The organism is Pseudomonas sp. 22515 (genome assembly GCF_052044625.1).
Classification (GTDB): domain Bacteria; phylum Pseudomonadota; class Gammaproteobacteria; order Pseudomonadales; family Pseudomonadaceae; genus Aquipseudomonas; species Aquipseudomonas alloputida.
In genome coordinates, this window is sequence record NZ_JBQENN010000011.1 from 119,187 (window position 1) to 138,504 (window position 19,318).

Genomic DNA, 19,318 nt, shown 5'->3' on the forward strand with positions numbered 1-19,318 from the left:
TCTCCGCATCAAAGCCGAAATCCCGGGGCCGCTGCGCGGCCCAATCGCGACACAAGGCCGCCGCCACAGGGCGCATGTAGCCTGCTGAAGTCAGTGATGCTTGCGCGGCACCGGCTTGAGCAGTTCATCCGGCGGCATCTCGCACTTGATCTTGCGCCCCAGCAGCGCTTCGATCGCTGGCAGCTGATACGAGTCATCTTCACCGGCAAAGCTGATCGACACACCACTGGTGCCGGCACGGCCGGTACGGCCAATGCGGTGCACGTAGTCGTCAGGGTCTTCCGGCAGGGTGAAGTTGATCACGTGGCTGATGCCATCGATATGGATCCCGCGCCCGGCCACGTCGGTGGCCACCAGCACGGTGATGCGCCCTTCGCGGAAGCTCTCCAGGGTTCGGATGCGCTTGTGCTGCGGCACGTCACCCGACAGCTGGGCGGCATTGATACCGTCGCGTACCAGCTTTTCCTCGATGCGCCGCACTTCGTCCTTACGGTTGGCGAACACCATCACCCGTTCCCACTTGTTTTGGGTCACCAGGTTATACAGCAGTTTGTACTTGTCGCTGCCGGCCACCGCATACACGTGCTGCTCTACCGTTTCGCTGGCCACGTTCTCCGGCTCGATCTCGACGATGGCCGGGTTGGTGGTCCACTGCTTGGCCAGATTCATCACATCGTCGGTGAAGGTGGCGGAGAACAGCAGGGTCTGGCGCTCGCTTTTCGGCGGTGTCTGACGAATGATTTGGCGGACCTGGGGGATGAAGCCCATGTCGAGCATGCGGTCGGCTTCGTCAAGCACCATCACCTCGACCATGTCCAGGTGCACTTCGCCACGCTGGTTGAAGTCCAGCAGGCGGCCCGGGGTGGCCACCAGGATATCGCAGTGGCGAGCTTCCAGGGCTTTGAGCTGCTTGTCGAAGTCCATGCCACCGACGAAGCTCATCACGTTCAGGCCGGTGTACTTGGTCAGGGCAGCGGCGTCCTTGGCGATCTGCACCACCAGCTCACGGGTGGGGGCGATGATCAGCGCGCGCGGCTCGCCCATGTAGCGCTCTTTAGGCGGTGGCGTCTGCTGCAACTGGGAAATGATCGAGATCAGGAAGGCGGCCGTCTTGCCAGTGCCCGTCTGGGCCCGGCCGATGGCGTCCTGGCCACGCAGGGTGTAACCCAGGACCTGCGCCTGGATTGGCGTGCAGTACGGGAAGCCCAGGTCGTGGATGGCGTGCATCAGCTCGTTGGACAGCTTGAAGTCGTGGAAGCGGGTTTTGCCTTCCTGTGGCTCGACCACGAAGTCCTCGGGCTTCCACAGGCTGGCCTGCGGCTTGGGCTTGCGTTCGCGGCGCGGTTTGTCCTTGGCCGGTTGTTCGGCAGGTGGCGTCGCGGCGGCAGGTTGCTCAGCCTTGGGGGCGGGGTTGGCATGGGGTGCGGCCGGTTTTGCCGCGGGCCGGGCTTCCGGCGTCACGCTGGCAGCAGGAGCGGCGGCTTGTGGCGCGGCCTCTCCCTTGCCGAATATTTTTCTGAGTGCTTTGAGCACGGTCGTCTCATCAACTGATTAAGGAATGTACGCCGGGCAGTGTAATGCAAGATCCGGGCGCGGCGTAGCGGAATACGCCCACAACTACAAGCGAGGCTGCCTATTGCAGCTGCTTGCTCAGCCAGTCGTGGATATCGTTCAGTTCTTCGACCACCACTTCGTGTTCCATCGGGTATTCGTACCAGCGGGCAGCGACGCCCCAGGTGTTCAGGTACTCGAAGGCGGTACGGCCCATGGACGGGATGACCACCGGGTCATGCACGCCATGCAGGCACAGGGCCGGTGTGCGCTGCTGGCAGGCACTCAACTGATGCTGGTCATTGAAGGTGGGGGCATAGGTGGACAGGGCGATCACCCCACCCAGTGCTTCCTGCCACTTTATATAGGCAGTGTGCAGCACCACCGCGCCGCCCTGGGAGAAGCCGGCCAGGAAGATCCGCGACAGGTTGATGCCTTTGGCCTGCTCGGCCTTGATCAGGGCAACCACCTGCTCGGCAGATTCTTCCAGCTGCGCTTCGTCGATGGCACGGGCCGGGGTCATGGCCTTGATGTCATACCAGCTGGGCATGGCATAGCCGCCGTTGATGGTCACGGGGCGGGTCGGTGCCTGGGGCATGATGAAGCGTGTGCTGAGCAAGCGCTCCTGCATGAATTCGGCCACAGGTAGGAAGTCGTAACGGTCGGCCCCCAGACCGTGCAACCAGATCACACAGGCGTCAGCGGTTTTCTGTGGTTCGAGAATCAGCGGGTTGGTCATGACTGCTCCGAAAGTGTGCGGGTCTTGTTATGGCGTGCGTGAAAAGAAAGCACCGGAAATGATTGTCGGAAAAAGAATGTCGCAACGATACAACTTTTCCTACTTGACGATCGCTTAAACGCTACAGCCAGAAATTTTGGTACGCGGTTTGCAACTCAACCTGTGATGCAAAGGGCAGGCCGTGACGGTAACACCCTCTGCACGCGAAGGCTGTCACAGAACAGTCCATTGCGCCAATTGACCCAATAACAAGCCAATACGGGTCGGATACGCCTCAAAAGGGTGCGGTGCAATTCCGGCTCGATACAACAAGAGCGATTTGGAGGTTGTGAATGAAGATGTTGAAAACCACCCTGGCAGTCCTGACCGCTGCCGCCGCGCTGGGCGCCGTGAGCACTGCCCAGGCCGGCGCCACCCTCGATGCGGTAAAGAAGAAGGGCTTCGTCCAGTGTGGCGTGAGCGACGGTCTTCCAGGCTTCTCGGTACCTGATGCGCAGGGCAAGATCGTCGGCATCGATGCCGATGTCTGCCGCGCCGTGGCCGCCGCCGTGTTCAGGGATGCCACCAAGGTCAAGTTCAGCCAGCTCAACGCCAAGGAACGCTTCACTGCCCTGCAGTCGGGCGAGGTCGACGTGCTGTCGCGCAACACCACCTGGACCAGCTCGCGCGATGCCGGCATGGGCCTGGTGTTCGCGGGTGTCACCTACTATGACGGCGTCGGCTTCCTGGTCAACAAGAAGCTTGGCGTTTCCAGCGCCAAAGAGCTCGATGGCGCGACCATCTGCATCCAGGCCGGCACCACCACCGAGCTGAACGTGTCGGACTTCTTCCGTGCCAATGGCCTGAAGTACACCCCGATTACCTTCGACACCTCTGACGAGAGCGCCAAATCGCTGGAGTCTGGCCGTTGCGACGTGCTGACTTCGGACAAATCGCAGCTGTTCGCCCAGCGCTCCAAGCTGGCTGCGCCGACCGACTACGTGGTGTTGCCGGAAACCATCTCCAAGGAGCCACTGGGCCCGGTAGTGCGTAAAGGCGATGAGGAGTGGTTCAGCATCGTCAAGTGGACCCTGTTCGCCATGCTCAATGCCGAAGAGGCGGGCATCACTTCCAAGAACGTCGAGGCAGAGGCCAAGGCCACCAAGAACCCGGATGTCGCCCGACTGCTGGGTGCGGATGGCGAGTATGGCAAGGACCTCAAGCTGCCCAAAGACTGGGTAGTGCAGATCGTCAAGCAAGTGGGTAACTATGGCGAAGTGTTCGAGAAGAACCTGGGCCAGAGCACTGACTTGAAGATCGACCGTGGCATGAACGCCCTGTGGAACAACGGCGGCATCCAGTACGCGCCTCCCGTGCGCTGATGGCTGCATCCTGCGGCGGCATCCCGCCGCCGCAGGCTGTTCGAATCCCTACTGTCCGGGGCACTTCATGCAAAATCAAATCGGCGCACCCAAGGGCTTGTCCCTTAACGATCCGCGTGTGCGCGCGTGGTTGTTCCAGATCCTCACGATCGTCTTCGTGGTCGGCCTGGGCTGGTACCTGTTTCACAACACGCAAACCAACCTGCAACACCGGGGCATTACCTCGGGCTTCGACTTCCTCGACCGCAGTGCCGGCTTCGGTATCGCCCAGCACCTGATCCCCTATGTGGAATCCGACAGTTATGCGCGGGTGTTCGTCATCGGCCTGCTCAATACGCTGTTGGTGACCTTCATCGGCGTCATCCTGGCAACGATTCTGGGCTTCATCATTGGTGTAGCGCGCCTGTCACCGAACTGGATGATCAGCAAACTGGCAACCGTGTATGTGGAAACCTTCCGCAACATTCCGCCGTTGCTGCAGATCCTGTTCTGGTACTTCGCCGTGTTCCTGACCCTGCCGGGACCACGGGGCAGCATCAACATCGATGACATGTTCTTCATCAGCAACCGCGGCCTGAACATGCCGGGTGCGTCGATGGCCGACGGTTTCTGGCCATTCGTGGTGGCCCTGGCAGTAGCGATTGTCGCGATCGTGCTGATGGTGCGCTTCGCCAACAAGCGCTTCGACGAGACCGGCGTGCCGTTCCACAAATTCTGGGGGGGCCTGGCGCTGTTCATCGCCATCCCAGGGCTGAGCGTGTTGCTGTTCGGCAGCCCGGTCAGCTGGGAGGTGCCGCAGCTCAAAGGCTTCAACTTTGTCGGTGGCTGGGTGCTGATCCCCGAGTTGCTGGCGCTGACCCTGGCGCTGACTATCTATACGGCAGCCTTCATCGCCGAGATCGTGCGCTCCGGTATCCGTTCGGTCAGTCATGGCCAGACCGAAGCGGCGCGCTCGCTGGGCCTGCGCGAGGGCCCGACCCTGCGCAAGGTGATCATTCCCCAGGCACTGCGGGTGATCATTCCGCCGCTGACCAGCCAATACCTCAACCTGGCGAAGAACTCTTCGCTGGCGGCCGGTATCGGCTACCCGGAGATGGTCTCGCTGTTCGCCGGCACCGTGCTCAATCAGACCGGCCAGGCCATCGAGGTGATCGCCATCACCATGAGTGTCTATCTCGCCATCAGCATCAGCATTTCGCTGCTGATGAACTGGTACAACAAGCGCATTGCGCTGATCGAGCGGTGAGGATACGCCCGTGAATGCCCATGTTTTCAAACCCGATATGCCGCCACCGGTGAAAACCGTCGGCGTGCTCGCATGGATGCGTGCCAATCTGTTCTCCAGCTGGCTCAACACGCTGTTGACCCTGTTCGCCCTCTACCTGGTGTGGCTGATCGTGCCGCCGTTGCTGCAGTGGGCGTTGATCGATGCCAACTGGGTCGGCACCACGCGCGCCGATTGCACCAAGGAAGGCGCCTGCTGGGTGTTCGTGCAGCAGCGCTTTGGCCAGTTCATGTACGGCTATTACCCGACTGAGCTGCGCTGGCGTGTGGACCTGACCGTGTGGCTTGCCGTGCTCGGCGCCGCGCCGCTGTTCATCAAGCGTTTCCCGCGCAAGGCCTTCTATGGCCTGGGCTTCCTGGTGCTGTACCCGGTACTGGCCTATACCCTGCTGCACGGTGGGTACCTGGGCCTGGAAAGCGTACCGACCAGCCAGTGGGGCGGGTTGATGCTGACCCTGGTGATCGCCACCGTGGGCATCGTCGGCGCCTTGCCGCTGGGCATCCTGCTGGCACTGGGCCGGCGTTCGAGGATGCCGGCCGTGAAAGTGGTGTGCGTGACCTTCATCGAGTTCTGGCGAGGCGTACCGCTGATCACCGTGCTGTTCATGTCGTCGGTGATGCTGCCGTTGTTCCTGCCAGAAGGCATGAGCTTCGACAAGCTGCTGCGGGCGATGATTGGTGTGATCCTGTTCCAGTCGGCGTACATCGCCGAGGTGGTGCGCGGCGGCCTGCAGGCCATCCCCAAGGGCCAGTACGAAGCCGCCGCGGCCATGGGCCTTGGCTACTGGCGCTCGATGGGGCTGGTGATCCTGCCGCAGGCGCTGAAGCTTGTGATCCCCGGCATCGTCAACACCTTCATTGCCCTGTTCAAGGACACCAGCCTGGTGATCATCATCGGCCTGTTCGACCTGCTGAACAGCGTCAAGCAAGCCGCGGCCGACCCGGCCTGGCTGGGCATGGCTACCGAGGGCTACGTGTTCGCCGCCCTGGTGTTCTGGATTTTCTGTTTCGGTATGTCCCGCTACTCCATGCATCTGGAGCGCAAGCTGGACACTGGCCACAAGCGTTAGGAGTTTCGAAATGAGTGAAGCGATCAAGCAGCCTGCTGGCCCCGAAGGCATCATCCAGATGCAGGGTGTGAACAAGTGGTACGGCCAGTTCCATGTGCTCAAGGACATCAACCTGAACGTGCGCCAGGGCGAGCGTATCGTGCTGTGCGGGCCGTCCGGCTCGGGCAAGTCCACCACCATCCGCTGCCTTAACCGCCTGGAAGAGCACCAGCAAGGGCGCATCGTGGTCGATGGCGTGGAGCTGACCAACGACCTCAAGCAGATCGAGGCCATCCGCCGCGAGGTGGGCATGGTGTTCCAGCACTTCAACCTGTTCCCGCACCTGAGCATCCTGGAGAACTGCACCCTGGCGCCGATGTGGGTGCGCAAGATGCCACGGCGCAAGGCCGAGGAAATTGCCATGCACTACCTGGAGCGTGTGCGGATTCCGGAGCAGGCACACAAGTACCCTGGTCAGTTGTCTGGCGGCCAGCAGCAGCGTGTGGCCATTGCCCGCGCGTTGTGCATGAAGCCCAAGATCATGCTGTTCGACGAACCGACCTCGGCACTGGACCCGGAAATGGTCAAGGAAGTGCTCGATACCATGGTGGGCCTGGCCGAGGATGGCATGACCATGCTCTGCGTGACCCACGAAATGGGCTTTGCCCGTACCGTGGCGAACCGGGTTATCTTCATGGACAAGGGCGAGATTGTGGAGCAGGCCGCGCCGGATGACTTCTTCGACCGGCCGCGCAGCGACCGGACCAAGTTGTTCCTCAGCCAGATCCTGCATTGAGGCCGTAGCGGCAGCAGACTCGGCCAACTGTGGGAGCGGTCTTGTGTCGCGATGGGNCTTAAGGCCTCACCTTACTTTTCTTCTTGCGTTACAGCCGGCGCCGGCGGCGGCCGCAGCCCCACCTCGGCGATCAGCTTCAATTGCTGACCGTTGCGCATCACCTCGATGGTGATCTTCTCGTTGGGTTTGATCCGCGCAACCTGGTTCATCGACTTGCGCCCGTCGCCGGCCGGCTCGCCATTGATGCTCAGGATCACGTCACCCAGTTGCAGCCCGGCCTTGGCCGCTGGCCCCTCGCGGAAGATACCCGCCACCACGATGCCTGGGCGGTCCTTCATGCCGAACGATTCTGCCAGCTCCTGGCTCAGTGGCTGTACTTCGATACCCAGCCATCCACGGATCACCTGGCCGTGTTCGACGATCGACTTCATCACCTCCAGTGCCAGTTTTACCGGAATGGCGAAGCCGATGCCCTGCGAGCCACCGGACTTGGAAAAGATCGCGGTATTGATACCGATCAGGTTGCCATTGGCATCCACCAGCGCGCCACCGGAGTTGCCCGGGTTGATCGCCGCGTCGGTCTGGATGAAGTCTTCGTAGTTGTTCAGCCCCAGCTGGTTGCGGCCAGTGGCGCTGATGATGCCCATGGTCACCGTCTGGCCGACGCCGAACGGGTTGCCGATGGCCAGCGACACGTCGCCGATGTGAATGGTGTCGGAACGGCCGATGGTGATCGCCGGCAGGTTCTTCAAGTCGATCTTCAGCACCGCCAGGTCGGTTTCCGGGTCGCTGCCGATCACGCGGGCCAGGGTTTCGCGGCCATCCTTCAGCGCTACGACGATCTGGTCGGCGCCGCTGGTAACGTGGTTGTTGGTCAGCAGGTAGCCCTCTGGGCTCATGATTACCGCCGAGCCCAGGCTTGATTCCCATCGGCGCTGTTTGGGCAGGTTATCGCCGAAGAAACGGCGGAACTGCGGGTCTTCGAACAGCGGGTGGGCGCTTTTGTTCACCACCTTGGTGGTGTACAGGTTGGCCACCGCCGGGGCGGCCAGGGTCACGGCGTCGGCGTACGACACCGGGCCTTGCATGATCCGCGTGGTCTGTGGCGCTTGCTGCAGGTTGACGTCCTGGCTGGGCAGCCCGACCCATTGCGGAAAACGCTGGATGATCAGCATGGCGATCAGTATGCCGGTAAGCAGGGGCCAGCCGAAGTAACGCAAAGCCTTGAACATGAACGAATCCTGAAAAGAGCAGGGGCCAGCGGCCTGGCAGTGGGGCATGAGCGCGCGCGATCATACACCGGTTCCCCCAGTGACAGCGACGGCCCATAATGGCCGGCATTATACGGGCGTTCGTCAGGCGTTGTGCCCGAGAAAAGTGCAGTTTTCGAGGAGATTTTCATGGCCGTCGCTCTAAACACCCTGGTCGAGGAAGCCGAGCGTTACCTGGGCAGCGCGAAGATCCAGGATTATTGCCCAAATGGCCTGCAGGTCGAAGGCCGGCCGCAGGTCAGCCGTATTGTCAGTGGTGTTACCGCCAGCCAGGCATTGCTGGATGCCGCCGTCGAGGCCGAGGCCGATCTGGTGCTGGTGCACCATGGTTATTTCTGGAAGGGCGAGAACCCGTGCATCACCGGCATTCGCCAGCGTCGCCTGAAGACCTTGCTGAATAACGATATAAGCCTGTTGGCGTTTCACCTGCCCTTGGACGTGCACCTGGAAGTAGGCAACAACGTGCAGCTGGCGCGGCGACTGAAGATCACTGTCGAAGGGCCGCTTGACCCGGAAAACCCCAAGGTGGTCGGCCTGGTCGGTTCGTTGGCTGAGCCGATGACCGCGCGCGATTTTGCCCGCCGGGTGCAACAGGTGCTGGGGCGTGAGCCGTTGCTGGTCGAAGGCAATGAAATGATCCGCCGGGTGGGCTGGTGTACCGGCGGCGGCCAGGGCTATATCGACACGGCGATTGCTGCTGGGGTCGACCTGTACCTGACCGGCGAGGCGTCCGAGCAGACTTACCACAGTGCGCGCGAGAATGGCGTCAGCTTCATTGCGGCCGGGCACCATGCCACTGAACGCTACGGGGTGCAGGCGCTGGGCGATTACCTGGCACGACGGTTTGCCGTGGAGCACCTGTTCATCGATTGCCCGAATCCTATCTGATAGCGGTGTCGCCCCCTTCGTGGGTGAACCCGCTCCTACGNCCTCGTAGGAGCGGGTTCACCCGCGAAGAGGGCGGCCCTGGTAGCCCAAACCCCCAGTCATATCGTTAGACTTTTTCGATCTAGCCAGCCTCCTAAATAGAAGCAGCCGCTGTGATAAAGTGGCTCGCTCGAACACGGCCCGCAGGCCGTCCATAAGATCGTTTTTCGTGAGTAGCCATGGTCGACAAACTGACGCACTTGAAACAGCTGGAGGCGGAGAGCATCCACATCATCCGCGAGGTGGCCGCCGAGTTCGACAACCCGGTGATGCTGTACTCGATCGGCAAGGACTCCGCCGTGATGCTGCACCTGGCGCGCAAGGCCTTTTTCCCGGGCAAGCTGCCGTTCCCGGTGATGCACGTCGACACCCAGTGGAAATTCCAGGAGATGTACAGCTTCCGCGACAAGATGGTCGAGGAAATGGGCCTGGAGCTGATCACCCACGTCAACCCTGAGGGTGTGGCGCAAGGCATCAACCCGTTCACCCATGGCAGTTCCAAGCACACCGACATCATGAAGACCCAGGGCCTGAAGCAGGCGCTGGACAAGCATGGTTTCGACGCTGCCTTCGGTGGTGCGCGCCGCGACGAAGAGAAGTCGCGGGCCAAGGAACGTGTGTATTCGTTCCGTGACAGCAAGCACCGCTGGGACCCGAAGAACCAGCGCCCCGAGCTGTGGAACGTGTACAACGGCAAGGTCAACAAGGGTGAGTCGATCCGCGTCTTCCCGCTGTCGAACTGGACCGAACTGGACATCTGGCAGTACATCTACCTTGAAGGCATCCCGATCGTGCCGCTGTACTTCGCCGCCGAGCGTGAAGTCATCGAGAAGAACGGCACCCTGATCATGATCGACGACGAGCGCATCCTCGAGCATCTCTCCGAGGAAGAAAAAGCCCGCATCGTCAAGAAGAAGGTGCGTTTCCGTACCCTCGGCTGCTACCCGCTGACGGGCGCTGTCGAGTCGGAAGCCGAGACGCTCACCGACATCATTCAGGAAATGCTCCTGACGCGCACTTCCGAGCGCCAGGGCCGGGTCATCGACCACGATGGCGCCGGTTCCATGGAAGACAAAAAACGTCAGGGCTACTTCTAATTTTCAGGGTTACTCCATGTCGCACCAATCCGATTTGATCAGCGAAGATATCCTCGCTTATCTGGCTCAGCACGAGCGTAAAGAACTGCTGCGTTTCCTCACCTGCGGCAACGTGGATGACGGCAAGAGCACCCTGATCGGGCGCCTGCTGCACGACTCCAAGATGATCTACGAGGACCACCTCGAGGCCATCACCCGTGATTCGAAGAAAGTCGGCACCACCGGCGAAGAAGTCGACCTGGCGCTGCTGGTAGATGGCCTGCAGGCCGAGCGCGAGCAGGGCATCACCATCGATGTCGCCTACCGCTACTTCTCCACCGCCAAGCGCAAGTTCATCATCGCCGACACCCCGGGCCATGAGCAGTACACCCGCAACATGGCCACCGGTGCGTCCACCTGCGACCTGGCGATCATCCTGGTCGATGCCCGCTATGGCGTGCAGACCCAGACCCGCCGCCACAGCTACATCGCGTCGTTGCTGGGTATCAAGCACATCGTGGTCGCGGTCAACAAGATGGACCTGAAGGGCTTCGATGAAGGCGTCTTCGAGTCGATCAAGGCCGACTACCTGAAGTTTGCCGAAGCCATCAACCTGACCCCGAGCAGCCTGCACTTCGTGCCGATGTCGGCGCTCAAGGGTGACAACGTGGTCAACCACAGCGAGCAATCGCCGTGGTACGCCGGCCCGACGCTGATGGAAATCCTCGAAACCGTCGAGGTTTCGGCCGACCGCAACTTCACCGACCTGCGTTTCCCGGTGCAGTACGTCAACCGTCCCAACCTGAACTTCCGCGGCTTCGCGGGCACCATCGCCAGTGGCGTGGTGCACAAAGGTGACGAGATTGTCGTGCTGCCGTCGGGCAAGAGCAGCCGGGTCAAGTCCATCGTCACCTACGAAGGTGAACTGGAAAACGCTGGCCCAGGCCAGGCCGTGACCCTGACCATGGAAGACGAGATCGACATCTCCCGTGGCGACCTGCTGGTACATGCCGACAACGTCCCGCCGGTCACCGACCAGTTCGACGCCATGCTGGTGTGGATGGCCGAGGAGCCGATGCTCCCGGGCAAGAAATACGACATCAAGCGTGCCACCAGCTACGTGCCAGGTTCGATTGCCAGTATCACCCACAAGGTCGATGTGAACACCCTGGAGCAGGGCGCTGCCAGCGCGCTGCAACTGAACGAGATCGGCCGCGTCAAGGTAGCCCTGGACACCTCGATCGCCCTCGACGGTTACGACAGCAACCGCACCACCGGTGCGTTCATCGTCATCGACCGCCTGACCAACGGCACCGTTGGCGCCGGCATGATCATCGCCCCGCCCGTGTTGCCACACGGCAGCACCGGCCATCATGGCAAGCAGGCCCACGTGTCCACCGAAGAGCGCGCCCTGCGCTTCGGTCAGCAGCCAGCCACCGTGCTGTTCAGCGGCCTGTCGGGTGCTGGCAAGAGCACCTTGGCCTATGCCGTGGAGCGCAAGCTGTTCGACATGGGCCGTGCGGTGTACGTGCTCGATGGCCAGAACCTGCGTCACGACCTGAACAAGGGCCTGCCACAGGACCGCGCTGGCCGTACCGAGAACTGGCGCCGCGCCGCCCATGTGGCGCGCCAGTTCAACGAAGCCGGCATGCTCACCCTGGCTGCGTTCGTGGCCCCGGATGCCGAAGGCCGCGAACAGGCCAAGGCGCTGATCGGCAAGGAACGCCTGGTGACCGTTTACGTCCAGGCCTCGCCGCTGGTTTGCCGCGAGCGTGACCCGCAAGGCCTGTACGCTGCCGGTGGCGACAACATCCCGGGTGAGAGCTTCCCGTTCGATGTGCCGCTGGATGCTGATCTTGTGATCGACACCCAGGCCACCAGCGTGGACGAAGGCGTTAAACAGGTGCTGGACGTGCTGCGTCAGCGTGGCGCGATCTAAGCGCTAGCCTGCAGGGAAAACCCCGCTTCGGCGGGGTTTTTTCTATTGCTCAGTTCGGGTGAAAAGGCCCTCAGAGTTCAGGGCCTTGCTCGTGTTAGCTGGGCTTGAAACCGTCTTTACCGTTGGCTAGCCGCCATTGCTTGACTATTTCTAGTACTTTTTCAGGTTTACCATTTTCCTTTGGGTTTGGTCTGTACAAAAGATCGTAGCCTGAGGGGTGTTCAGTGATTTTTGAAAAATGATCAAGAAGTCCCCCCAGTACATGATCGGGTTCTTCCAAGTTGGCTCTGTGGATTTCAATTATGAGTGCCAAGAATTCGTTTTCGGTATAGTCAGAAAGTTTGGTTTTTTCACTCATGGTTTTGTTCCGTAGTGAATGCTGTTGTGCGATAGCGGTGTGACAATACGAATGTTATCCATGTCATAAACGCCGCCCCCTTCACTGATCGGGGTTACATGATGAAGTATAAAGGTCTTTTGGCTCAGGTGGCTGTCTGGGAAATCGACTATCGGTGAGTAGCCGTTTTTTCTCATCCGACTCAGGCTCATTTCATCAAATTGCTTTGAAAGCTCAGGATCATTAGCCACCGCTTTCCAGAACTGTCGCCGGAATGCGTCAAAATTTCTGAATTCCCTACTTTTAAGAAGTTCTGCAATTTGCGCAGGAATCGGAGCACCCTCAAGGCTGGCTGCCTCCTTTCGCCATGTATCTGACACCTGTGCACCATGTCCGGTCGATGTTCCTGCCTCGTATCGCGGGCTCTTGAACACCACCAGAATAGGCGGTAATCCGGAGTCCATGGGGAAGGTGATGATCAGCCGTTCCTGGTCCAGCAGATCAAGCGCGGGGTAACCCTCCTGCTCGGTGACGACAGGGTTCAGGCTGCTGCCGGTGTACACGACGGTACCAGGCGGGACTAGCGGTAGGCTGGTGGAGTTTCCCTCATCGCCACCCGGCGCGCTGGCGGGTGTCCAGGTCAGAATCCGTTGCGGATTATCCAGCGCCAGGCTGTAGACCTGCCGCTCGCTGTCGAACGTTGCTGCGCGTACCGCCACCGGCTTGCCACTCGGCACCACGTAGAGATCCAGTTCGTTTTCGTTCTCAACCCCCGCCAGAAGGTAGGGCAGGTCGATGCTGGTCGAGGATGCCGCCAAGGCAGCAAGGTCAGGCCCACCGGCAGGGCTAAGGCTGTCGAGTGGGGTGCTGATGAGGTACTGGCGTTCACTGTTGCCCAGCGTTGATGGCCAGGCCATCGCAAGGGTGCCTACTGCGAGCGAAGGGACAGTCGTAGCAACAAGCCGGGTAAGTGCCGCTGCGATCGATTCAGCCAAGGCAGAGTAAGCCGCTTCGGCTACGGCAAAAGTGGTAGCCCCAATCGGGATTACGGCAGGTGTGGATACCGCTAGCCGCGCTTCATTGATATAGGAGACACTACGCCGCAAAGCCTCTTGCCTTTGGCGCTCGGCTTCAGCAGCCAAGCGTTCGGCTTCGGCCTGCTGGCGTGCAGCTTCTTCCTGTGCAGCGAGTTGAGCCTGGAGGTTTTCCACTTCAGCCGCGCGCTGCATCAGGTTCTGCGTGGCACCTGCATATACCCCCAGGAATCTGATCGATTCGGTTAGCGCCAGTGCCAGGTGGTATTCCTGCCAGCGTGGGCCAGCCCGGCGCAACCGTTGCTCATCTACAAGGTGCAAAAGCCCTTCAAGTTGTGGTTTCGACAGGGGGCTGTTGATGCGCGGGTTTTGATCTTGATAGGGGGGAATTTGCGACTGCTTGGCCTGCACCAAGGCGGCAGCAGTTGCCAGGTAGGTACTGAAGGTTTGGACAAGCGTGAGCGTGTCGTCAATGACGGTTTGACCCAGCTCATGCTGAAGGACGTTGGGTAAACAATCGAATGTATTTGTCGCTCTGTGTGGATCTGCGCTGTTCTACGCGCAATCACCTGCAACAAATCCAGCGGTTGCTGGCTGAGTTCTTCCTGATCTACCTGGCTTGCCAGTGCTCGAAGTCCGTCAGCCAATGCTTGGTGCTTCTGAGCTTCCAGGTGTAAACGGTACGTACCCTCCCAGGACTTCTGCAGCCTTGTGGCCCATTCCACGCCTAATTCCTGGCCTGTTGTTGCTGCGAAGAAACCCGGGTCTAGAAACCGGCTCATCATTGAGTCGCCCCGCTTGTAGAATGCGGGTACGCCAAAGTAGTTGTTGGCGTCGGGTAAAATCTGCAGATAACCATCACGAATCTGGCTGATGCGCGACGACAGGATTTGTTGCTCTGTTACGAATGGTAATGCCGCGCCGTTTGTACTGCTCGCCTCGGCTTTGATCTGGGCTTTTAGTGCATTTATAGTTTCAGGAAGCTGGTTTGTTTCATGAGCATACTTATCTGAATAGTCCTTTTCGATGATTTGAAATTCTTCTGTCAGCACCCTACGCGTGGAAATAACCCGAGCAATATCATTTTTGGTTGGGCTGGTGCCGCGTGGATAACCATCGCTTAGCCCCCAGCCACCTGAGCCCGGCCCACCGCCACCGATAAAACTCAGTTCAATACCTGTAGGTGCTTGCGCACTGATGTATAGCGCCTCATCGAGATAATACGTATTGTCCCGTGCCATGTAGGTTCTCCTGATCACTACATGGGCTAGGTTTACGTATATCGAATTTGCGGTATGTCAGCTGCAGCCTGTCAATCAGTAGGAAGCTTCGTGTTGCTCGGAAAGATCCGTCTCAGATATGTTTCTCCGACACCGGTATCACCCGTCTTTCCTTCACCGCTTTGTACGAAAAACTCGAATAGATCTCCTTCACCCCCGGCAACCGCTGCAGCACTTCCCGGGTAAATTCGCCAAACGACTCCAGGTCCCGTGCCAGGATCTCCAGCAGAAAGTCATAGCGGCCGGAGATGTTGTGGCAGGCGACGATCTCGGGGATTTCCATCAGGCGCTGTTCAAACGCCAGCGCCATGTCCTTGGTGTGCGAGTCCATCATGATGCTGACGAACGCGGTCACACCAAACCCCAGCGACTTGGGCGAGAGGATGGCCTGGTAGCCGGTGATGTAGCCGTTTTCCTCCAGTAACTTGACCCGTCGCCAGCAGGGCGAGGTGGTCAGTGCCACCTGGTCGGCGAGTTCGGCAACGGTGAGACGGGCATTGTCCTGCAAGGCGGCGAGCAGGGCGCGGTCGGTGCGGTCGAGGCTTGAAGGCATTTTTTGCCCTCCTGGTCCGTTGATTATTGTTTTTGTTCCAGCAAGCACGTGTATGCGTAGGCTATTTTGGAAAAAATCGGGCAGCTCGGTGGCATAAGCTTATAGCAAACCACAAGAGGCTGTTGCCATGCGCGACTCCCACCACAACACCGGTTTTTCCACGCGGGCCATTCATCATGGCTATGACCCGCTTTCCCATGGTGGCGCCCTGGTGCCACCGGTGTATCAAACGGCTACCTATGCCTTTCCCACTGTCGAGTACGGTGCTGCCTGCTTCGCCGGGGAGGAGCCTGGGCATTTCTACAGCCGCATTTCCAACCCCACGCTGGCCTTGCTGGAGCAGCGCATGGCTTCGCTGGAGGGCGGTGAAGCGGGGTTGGCGTTGGCCTCGGGGATGGGCGCGATTACCTCAACCCTCTGGACCCTGCTAAGGCCTGGCGATGAGCTGATTGTCGGGCGCACCTTGTATGGCTGTACCTTCGCTTTTCTGCACCACGGTATTGGTGAGTTCGGGGTGAAAGTTCGCCATGTCGATCTCAACGATGCCAAGGCCCTGAAAGCGGCGATCAGCAGTAAAACACGGATGATCTACTTCGAAACACCGGCCAACCCCAACATGCAACTTGTGGATATTGCGGCGGTTGTGGAGGCGGTGCGGGGGCATGATGTGCATGTGGTGGTCGATAACACCTACTGTACGCCGTACCTGCAGCGGCCACTGGAGCTGGGGGCGGACCTGGTGGTGCACTCGGCAACCAAGTACCTCAGTGGGCATGGCGATATCACTGCCGGGTTGGTGGTGGGGTGCAAGGCGTTGGTCGACCGTATCCGCCTGGAAGGGCTGAAGGATATGACCGGCGCGGTGCTGTCACCGCATGACGCGGCGTTGCTGATGCGCGGTATCAAGACCCTGGCCCTGCGCATGGACCGGCATTGCGCCAATGCCCAGCAGGTGGCCGAGTTTCTCGCTCGGCAGCCGCAGGTGGAATTGATTCATTACCCGGGGCTACCGTCTTTTGCCCAGTACGCGTTGGCCCAGCGACAGATGCGTTTGCCTGGCGGGATGATTGCGTTTGAGCTCAAGGGTGGCATTGAGGCGGGGCGGCGCTTCATGAATGCGCTGCAGCTCTTTGCCCGGGCGGTGAGCCTGGGGGATGCCGAGTCGCTGGCGCAGCATCCGGCGAGCATGACGCATTCCAGCTATACGCCGCAGGAGCGGGCGCATCACGGGATATCGGAGGGGTTGGTGCGTCTGTCGGTGGGGCTGGAGGATGTGGAGGACCTGCTGGCAGATGTCGAACAGGCATTGCAGGCCTGCTGTTAGGTTGCCTGCACTGGCCCTTTCGCGGGCCCGCCCGCTCCCNATGCTGTGGTGTACCTGTGGGAGCGGGCGTGCCCGCGAAGGGGGCCAGTGAATCCAGCCCATAAAAAAGGCCTCTTGCGAGGCCTTTTGCATGTTCAGCAGATCAACGCTTGAGCCCGTAGCTCTCATCCAGCATGCCCGGCGAGTTAGGCACTTTCGGCGCATAGTCGCGCGGCACTTCGGCGGTGTCTTTAGGTGGGGTCAGGCGGTCACGCGGGCCTTGCGGTGCATCGGAGTGCAGCGCAGCCAGCAGGCGTTGGCGGGTGACGTCATCGAGGGCCAGGCTGTTGGCGCCTTCAGCCAGGTGATCCTGTACGTCCTGATAGCTCTGGGTCAGTTTCTTGACCAGCATGGCGGTGCTGTTGAAGTGGGTGACCACTTCGTTCTGGTAGCTGTCGAAGCGCTTCTGGATGTCATCCAGTTGACGCTGGGTGTTGCTCGGGGCCGCATTGGGCAGCAGGCGGGCAACAATGAAACCGACTGCCACACCGATGACCAGGGCCAGGGTTGGCAACAACCAAACAAGGAGCGAGAGTTCCACGAGTCCTTCCTCTATAAACGGCTTTGCTTTACGTTAACGGCTCAGACCTGCGCTGTATACCGCGAGCGATCGCAAATCAGAACAGAATTTCACACCTAGACGAATCGACCCTTCTCGAGGTCACGGAGTAGTGCCTTGCTTGTCCGCGAAACCCCCTTGTTCATCGATGGCCCCAGCGGCCAGCTGGAAGCGTTGTACCTGGACGTGGCGCAAGCCCGTGGCGCGGTGCTGATCTGCCACCCTAACCCGGTCCAGGGCGGCACCATGCTCAACAAGGTTGTCTCGACCCTGCAGCGCACCGCACGTGATGCCGGTTATGTGACCCTGCGTTTCAACTACCGTGGCGTCGGCCAGAGCGCCGGCAGCCACGACATGGGCGCTGGCGAAGTGGCCGATGCCGAGGCCGCTGCAGCATGGCTGCGTGCCAGGCACCCCGGGCTACCGCTGGTGCTGATGGGCTTTTCGTTCGGAGGTTTCGTTGCCACCAGCCTGGCCGGGCGCCTTGAAACTGCAGGCGTCGAGTTGCAGCACCTGTTCATGATCGCCCCGGCGGTCATGCGCCTGACCGCCGAATTCCCGCTGCCGCAGCGCTGCCCGCTCACCGTGGTGCAGCCGGACGCCGATGAAGTCGTCGCGCCGCAGCTGGTTTACGAATGGTCCGACAGCCTGTCGCGTCCCCATGAGCTGCTGAAAGTGGCAGAATGCGGACACTTCTTCCATGGCAAGCTGACCGATCTGAAGGATCTGCTGCTGCCGCGCCTTTCGAACTGAGCCAAGCCTGAATAAGCGAACACCCATGACCACGCGCATTCTTACCGGTATCACCACCACCGGCACTCCGCACCTGGGCAACTACGCCGGCGCCATCCGCCCGGCGATCCGTGCCAGCCAGCAGCCCGGTGTCGACTCGTTCTACTTCCTGGCCGACTACCACGCCCTGATCAAGTGCGACGACCCGCTGCGCATCCAGCGCTCGCGCCTGGAAATCGCCGCCACCTGGCTGGCCGGTGGCCTGGACCCGGACAAGGTGACCTTCTATCGCCAGTCCGACATCCCGGAAATCCCCGAACTGACCTGGCTGCTGACCTGCGTTGCTGCCAAAGGCCTGCTGAACCGTGCGCATGCCTACAAGGCCTCGGTGGACAAGAACGTCGAGAACGGCGAAGACCCGGACGCCGGCGTGACCATGGGCCTGTTCAGCTACCCGGTGCTGATGGCCGCCGATATCCTGATGTTCAACGCCAACAAGGTGCCGGTCGGTCGTGACCAGATCCAGCACGTGGAAATGGCCCGCGATATCGGCCAGCGCTTCAACCACCTGTTCGGCCAGGGCAAGGACTTCTTCGCCTTGCCGGAGGCTGTGATCGAAGAAAGCGTGGCGACCCTGCCGGGCCTGGACGGGCGCAAGATGTCCAAGAGCTATGACAACACCATCCCGTTGTTCACCAGCGCCAAGGACATGAAAGACGCCATCTCGCGCATCGTCACCGATTCGCGCGCGCCCGGTGAGGCGAAAGACCCGGACAACGCGCACCTGTTCACCCTGTACCAGGCCTTCTCGACGCCTGAGCAGTGCGCCGGTTTCCGCGAAGAGCTGCTGCAGGGCCTGGGCTGGGGCGACGCCAAACAGCGCCTGTTCCAGCTGCTGGACGGCCAACTGGCCGAGAAGCGCGAGTACTATCACCAGCTGATCGCCCGGCCGGCGGACCTGGAAGACATCCTGCTGGCCGGCGCTGCCAAGGCCCGCAAGATCGCCACGCCGTTCCTCGAGCAGTTGCGCGAGGCCGTTGGCCTGCGTTCGTTCCGCAGCAGCGTGCAGGCCACCGCCGAAGTGAAGAAAAAAGCCACCAAGAGCGCGCGTTTTGTCAGCTTCCGTGATGAAGACGGCAGCTTCCGCTTCCGCCTGCTGGCCGCTGATGGCGAGCAACTGCTGTTGTCGCGCAGCTTCGCCGACGGCAAGAGTGCGGGCGCCGTGAGCAAGCAGTTGCAGCAGGGTGGCGAGGCCGATGTCCGCATCGAAGGCCTGAGCTTCGGCCTGTGGCTCAATGGCGAGCAGGTTGCCGACGGGCCGCGGTTCGACAACGCTGAAGCCCGTGATGCGGCCATTCAAAGCCTGAACGAAGCCTTGGCACCACAGCAGGACTGAGGCCGCCAAACGGTGGGAGCAACTGTCTTGCTCAATTTCTGAAAGCTGGCGCGATCCGTGTGGGAGCGGGC

16 protein-coding genes and 1 pseudogene are annotated in these 19,318 nt (G+C 60.7%); 10 read left to right on the top strand and 7 right to left on the bottom strand.

The features are described from left to right. Positions 1-90: 90 nt before the first annotated feature. Together rhlB and ACTJJN_RS12675 are read right to left on the bottom strand one after the other, a co-directional pair. Positions 91-1,533, bottom strand: coding sequence for an ATP-dependent RNA helicase RhlB (gene rhlB / locus ACTJJN_RS12670; protein ID WP_003251780.1), 1,443 nt, complete (start codon positions 1,531-1,533; stop codon positions 91-93). A gap of 100 nt (positions 1,534-1,633) precedes the next feature. Further along, positions 1,634-2,290: an alpha/beta hydrolase gene (locus ACTJJN_RS12675; RefSeq protein WP_012053666.1), complete on the bottom strand. Its 657-nt coding sequence runs from the start codon at positions 2,288-2,290 to the stop codon at positions 1,634-1,636. A 332-nt stretch (positions 2,291-2,622) separates the two neighbouring features. Here ACTJJN_RS12675 and ACTJJN_RS12680 point away from each other — a divergent pair, with 332 nt between their 5' ends. From ACTJJN_RS12680 to ACTJJN_RS12695, 4 genes are all read left to right on the top strand, one after another. Continuing rightward, a complete protein-coding gene (locus tag ACTJJN_RS12680; RefSeq protein ID WP_012053665.1) occupies positions 2,623-3,651 on the top strand; it encodes an amino acid ABC transporter substrate-binding protein in 1,029 nt (342 codons plus the stop codon). Positions 3,652-3,718: 67 nt separating this feature from the next. Further along, complete coding sequence (locus tag ACTJJN_RS12685; RefSeq protein WP_014754393.1) at positions 3,719-4,897, top strand: amino acid ABC transporter permease; 1,179 nt, start codon at positions 3,719-3,721, stop codon at positions 4,895-4,897. A 10-nt stretch (positions 4,898-4,907) separates the two neighbouring features. Beyond that, on the top strand, positions 4,908-6,005 hold the full coding sequence (locus ACTJJN_RS12690) for an amino acid ABC transporter permease (protein WP_014754392.1): 1,098 nt from the start codon (positions 4,908-4,910) through the stop codon (positions 6,003-6,005). Between the two features lie 10 nt (positions 6,006-6,015). Further along, on the top strand, positions 6,016-6,780 hold the full coding sequence (locus ACTJJN_RS12695) for an amino acid ABC transporter ATP-binding protein (protein WP_003251792.1): 765 nt from the start codon (positions 6,016-6,018) through the stop codon (positions 6,778-6,780). Positions 6,781-6,851: 71 nt separating this feature from the next. On the opposite strand, the gene algW is transcribed toward ACTJJN_RS12695, so the two are convergent. Next, positions 6,852-8,012, bottom strand: coding sequence for a Do family serine endopeptidase AlgW (gene algW, locus ACTJJN_RS12700; RefSeq protein WP_003251794.1), 1,161 nt, complete (start codon positions 8,010-8,012; stop codon positions 6,852-6,854). Between the two features lie 168 nt (positions 8,013-8,180). Here algW and ACTJJN_RS12705 point away from each other — a divergent pair, with 168 nt between their 5' ends. The 3 genes from ACTJJN_RS12705 to cysN all read left to right on the top strand — a co-directional run bounded on the left by ACTJJN_RS12705 (position 8,181) and on the right by cysN (position 11,993). Next, positions 8,181-8,939 carry a Nif3-like dinuclear metal center hexameric protein gene (locus tag ACTJJN_RS12705; RefSeq protein ID WP_012053662.1) on the top strand — a complete coding sequence of 253 codons (759 nt, stop codon included), beginning with the start codon at positions 8,181-8,183 and terminating at the stop codon, positions 8,937-8,939. A 218-nt stretch (positions 8,940-9,157) separates the two neighbouring features. Then, positions 9,158-10,075, top strand: a complete 918-nt coding sequence (gene cysD / locus ACTJJN_RS12710) for a sulfate adenylyltransferase subunit CysD (protein WP_003251799.1) — start codon at positions 9,158-9,160, stop codon at positions 10,073-10,075. A gap of 16 nt (positions 10,076-10,091) precedes the next feature. Further along, on the top strand, positions 10,092-11,993 hold the full coding sequence (cysN, locus tag ACTJJN_RS12715) for a sulfate adenylyltransferase subunit CysN (RefSeq protein ID WP_003251801.1): 1,902 nt from the start codon (positions 10,092-10,094) through the stop codon (positions 11,991-11,993). Between the two features lie 94 nt (positions 11,994-12,087). Here cysN and ACTJJN_RS12720 read toward each other — a convergent pair whose 3' ends face one another. The 3 genes and pseudogenes from ACTJJN_RS12720 to ACTJJN_RS12730 form a co-directional block, all read right to left on the bottom strand. Further along, on the bottom strand, positions 12,088-12,351 hold the full coding sequence (locus ACTJJN_RS12720) for a bacteriocin immunity protein (RefSeq protein ID WP_010952429.1): 264 nt from the start codon (positions 12,349-12,351) through the stop codon (positions 12,088-12,090). Beyond that, positions 12,348-14,605 (bottom strand): annotated as a pseudogene (locus ACTJJN_RS12725) (S-type pyocin domain-containing protein). Before ACTJJN_RS12725 ends, ACTJJN_RS12720 begins: the two are co-directional and overlap by 4 nt. Before the next feature lie 112 nt (positions 14,606-14,717). Then, complete coding sequence (locus tag ACTJJN_RS12730; RefSeq protein ID WP_003251803.1) at positions 14,718-15,197, bottom strand: Lrp/AsnC family transcriptional regulator; 480 nt, start codon at positions 15,195-15,197, stop codon at positions 14,718-14,720. Between the two features lie 127 nt (positions 15,198-15,324). Between ACTJJN_RS12730 and ACTJJN_RS12735 the strand changes: the two genes are divergently transcribed. Next, the gene (locus ACTJJN_RS12735; protein ID WP_014859327.1) at positions 15,325-16,521 is read left to right on the top strand and encodes a methionine gamma-lyase; all 1,197 of its coding nucleotides are present in this window, start codon (positions 15,325-15,327) and stop codon (positions 16,519-16,521) included. Between the two features lie 142 nt (positions 16,522-16,663). Here ACTJJN_RS12735 and ACTJJN_RS12740 read toward each other — a convergent pair whose 3' ends face one another. After that, the gene (locus tag ACTJJN_RS12740; protein WP_003251807.1) at positions 16,664-17,101 is read right to left on the bottom strand and encodes a YhcB family protein; all 438 of its coding nucleotides are present in this window, start codon (positions 17,099-17,101) and stop codon (positions 16,664-16,666) included. Positions 17,102-17,236: 135 nt separating this feature from the next. Here ACTJJN_RS12740 and ACTJJN_RS12745 point away from each other — a divergent pair, with 135 nt between their 5' ends. Further along, positions 17,237-17,872: an alpha/beta hydrolase gene (locus ACTJJN_RS12745; protein ID WP_004575116.1), complete on the top strand. Its 636-nt coding sequence runs from the start codon at positions 17,237-17,239 to the stop codon at positions 17,870-17,872. 25 nt (positions 17,873-17,897) lie between these two features. After that, a complete protein-coding gene (locus ACTJJN_RS12750) occupies positions 17,898-19,247 on the top strand; it encodes a tryptophan--tRNA ligase (protein WP_440781304.1) in 1,350 nt (449 codons plus the stop codon). Positions 19,248-19,318 lie beyond the last annotated feature (71 nt).

Coding starts and splice junctions, on each gene's coding strand:
- algW (WP_003251794.1), bottom strand. CDS start 8,012: ATGTTCAAGGCTTTGCGTTACTTCGGCTGGCCCCTGCTTACCGGCATA.
- ACTJJN_RS12680 (WP_012053665.1), top strand. CDS start 2,623: ATGAAGATGTTGAAAACCACCCTGGCAGTCCTGACCGCTGCCGCCGCG.
- ACTJJN_RS12730 (WP_003251803.1), bottom strand. CDS start 15,197: ATGCCTTCAAGCCTCGACCGCACCGACCGCGCCCTGCTCGCCGCCTTG.
- cysD (WP_003251799.1), top strand. CDS start 9,158: ATGGTCGACAAACTGACGCACTTGAAACAGCTGGAGGCGGAGAGCATC.
- ACTJJN_RS12735 (WP_014859327.1), top strand. CDS start 15,325: ATGCGCGACTCCCACCACAACACCGGTTTTTCCACGCGGGCCATTCAT.
- ACTJJN_RS12685 (WP_014754393.1), top strand. CDS start 3,719: ATGCAAAATCAAATCGGCGCACCCAAGGGCTTGTCCCTTAACGATCCG.
- ACTJJN_RS12675 (WP_012053666.1), bottom strand. CDS start 2,290: ATGACCAACCCGCTGATTCTCGAACCACAGAAAACCGCTGACGCCTGT.
- ACTJJN_RS12705 (WP_012053662.1), top strand. CDS start 8,181: ATGGCCGTCGCTCTAAACACCCTGGTCGAGGAAGCCGAGCGTTACCTG.
- ACTJJN_RS12720 (WP_010952429.1), bottom strand. CDS start 12,351: ATGAGTGAAAAAACCAAACTTTCTGACTATACCGAAAACGAATTCTTG.
- ACTJJN_RS12750 (WP_440781304.1), top strand. CDS start 17,898: ATGACCACGCGCATTCTTACCGGTATCACCACCACCGGCACTCCGCAC.
- ACTJJN_RS12695 (WP_003251792.1), top strand. CDS start 6,016: ATGAGTGAAGCGATCAAGCAGCCTGCTGGCCCCGAAGGCATCATCCAG.
- cysN (WP_003251801.1), top strand. CDS start 10,092: ATGTCGCACCAATCCGATTTGATCAGCGAAGATATCCTCGCTTATCTG.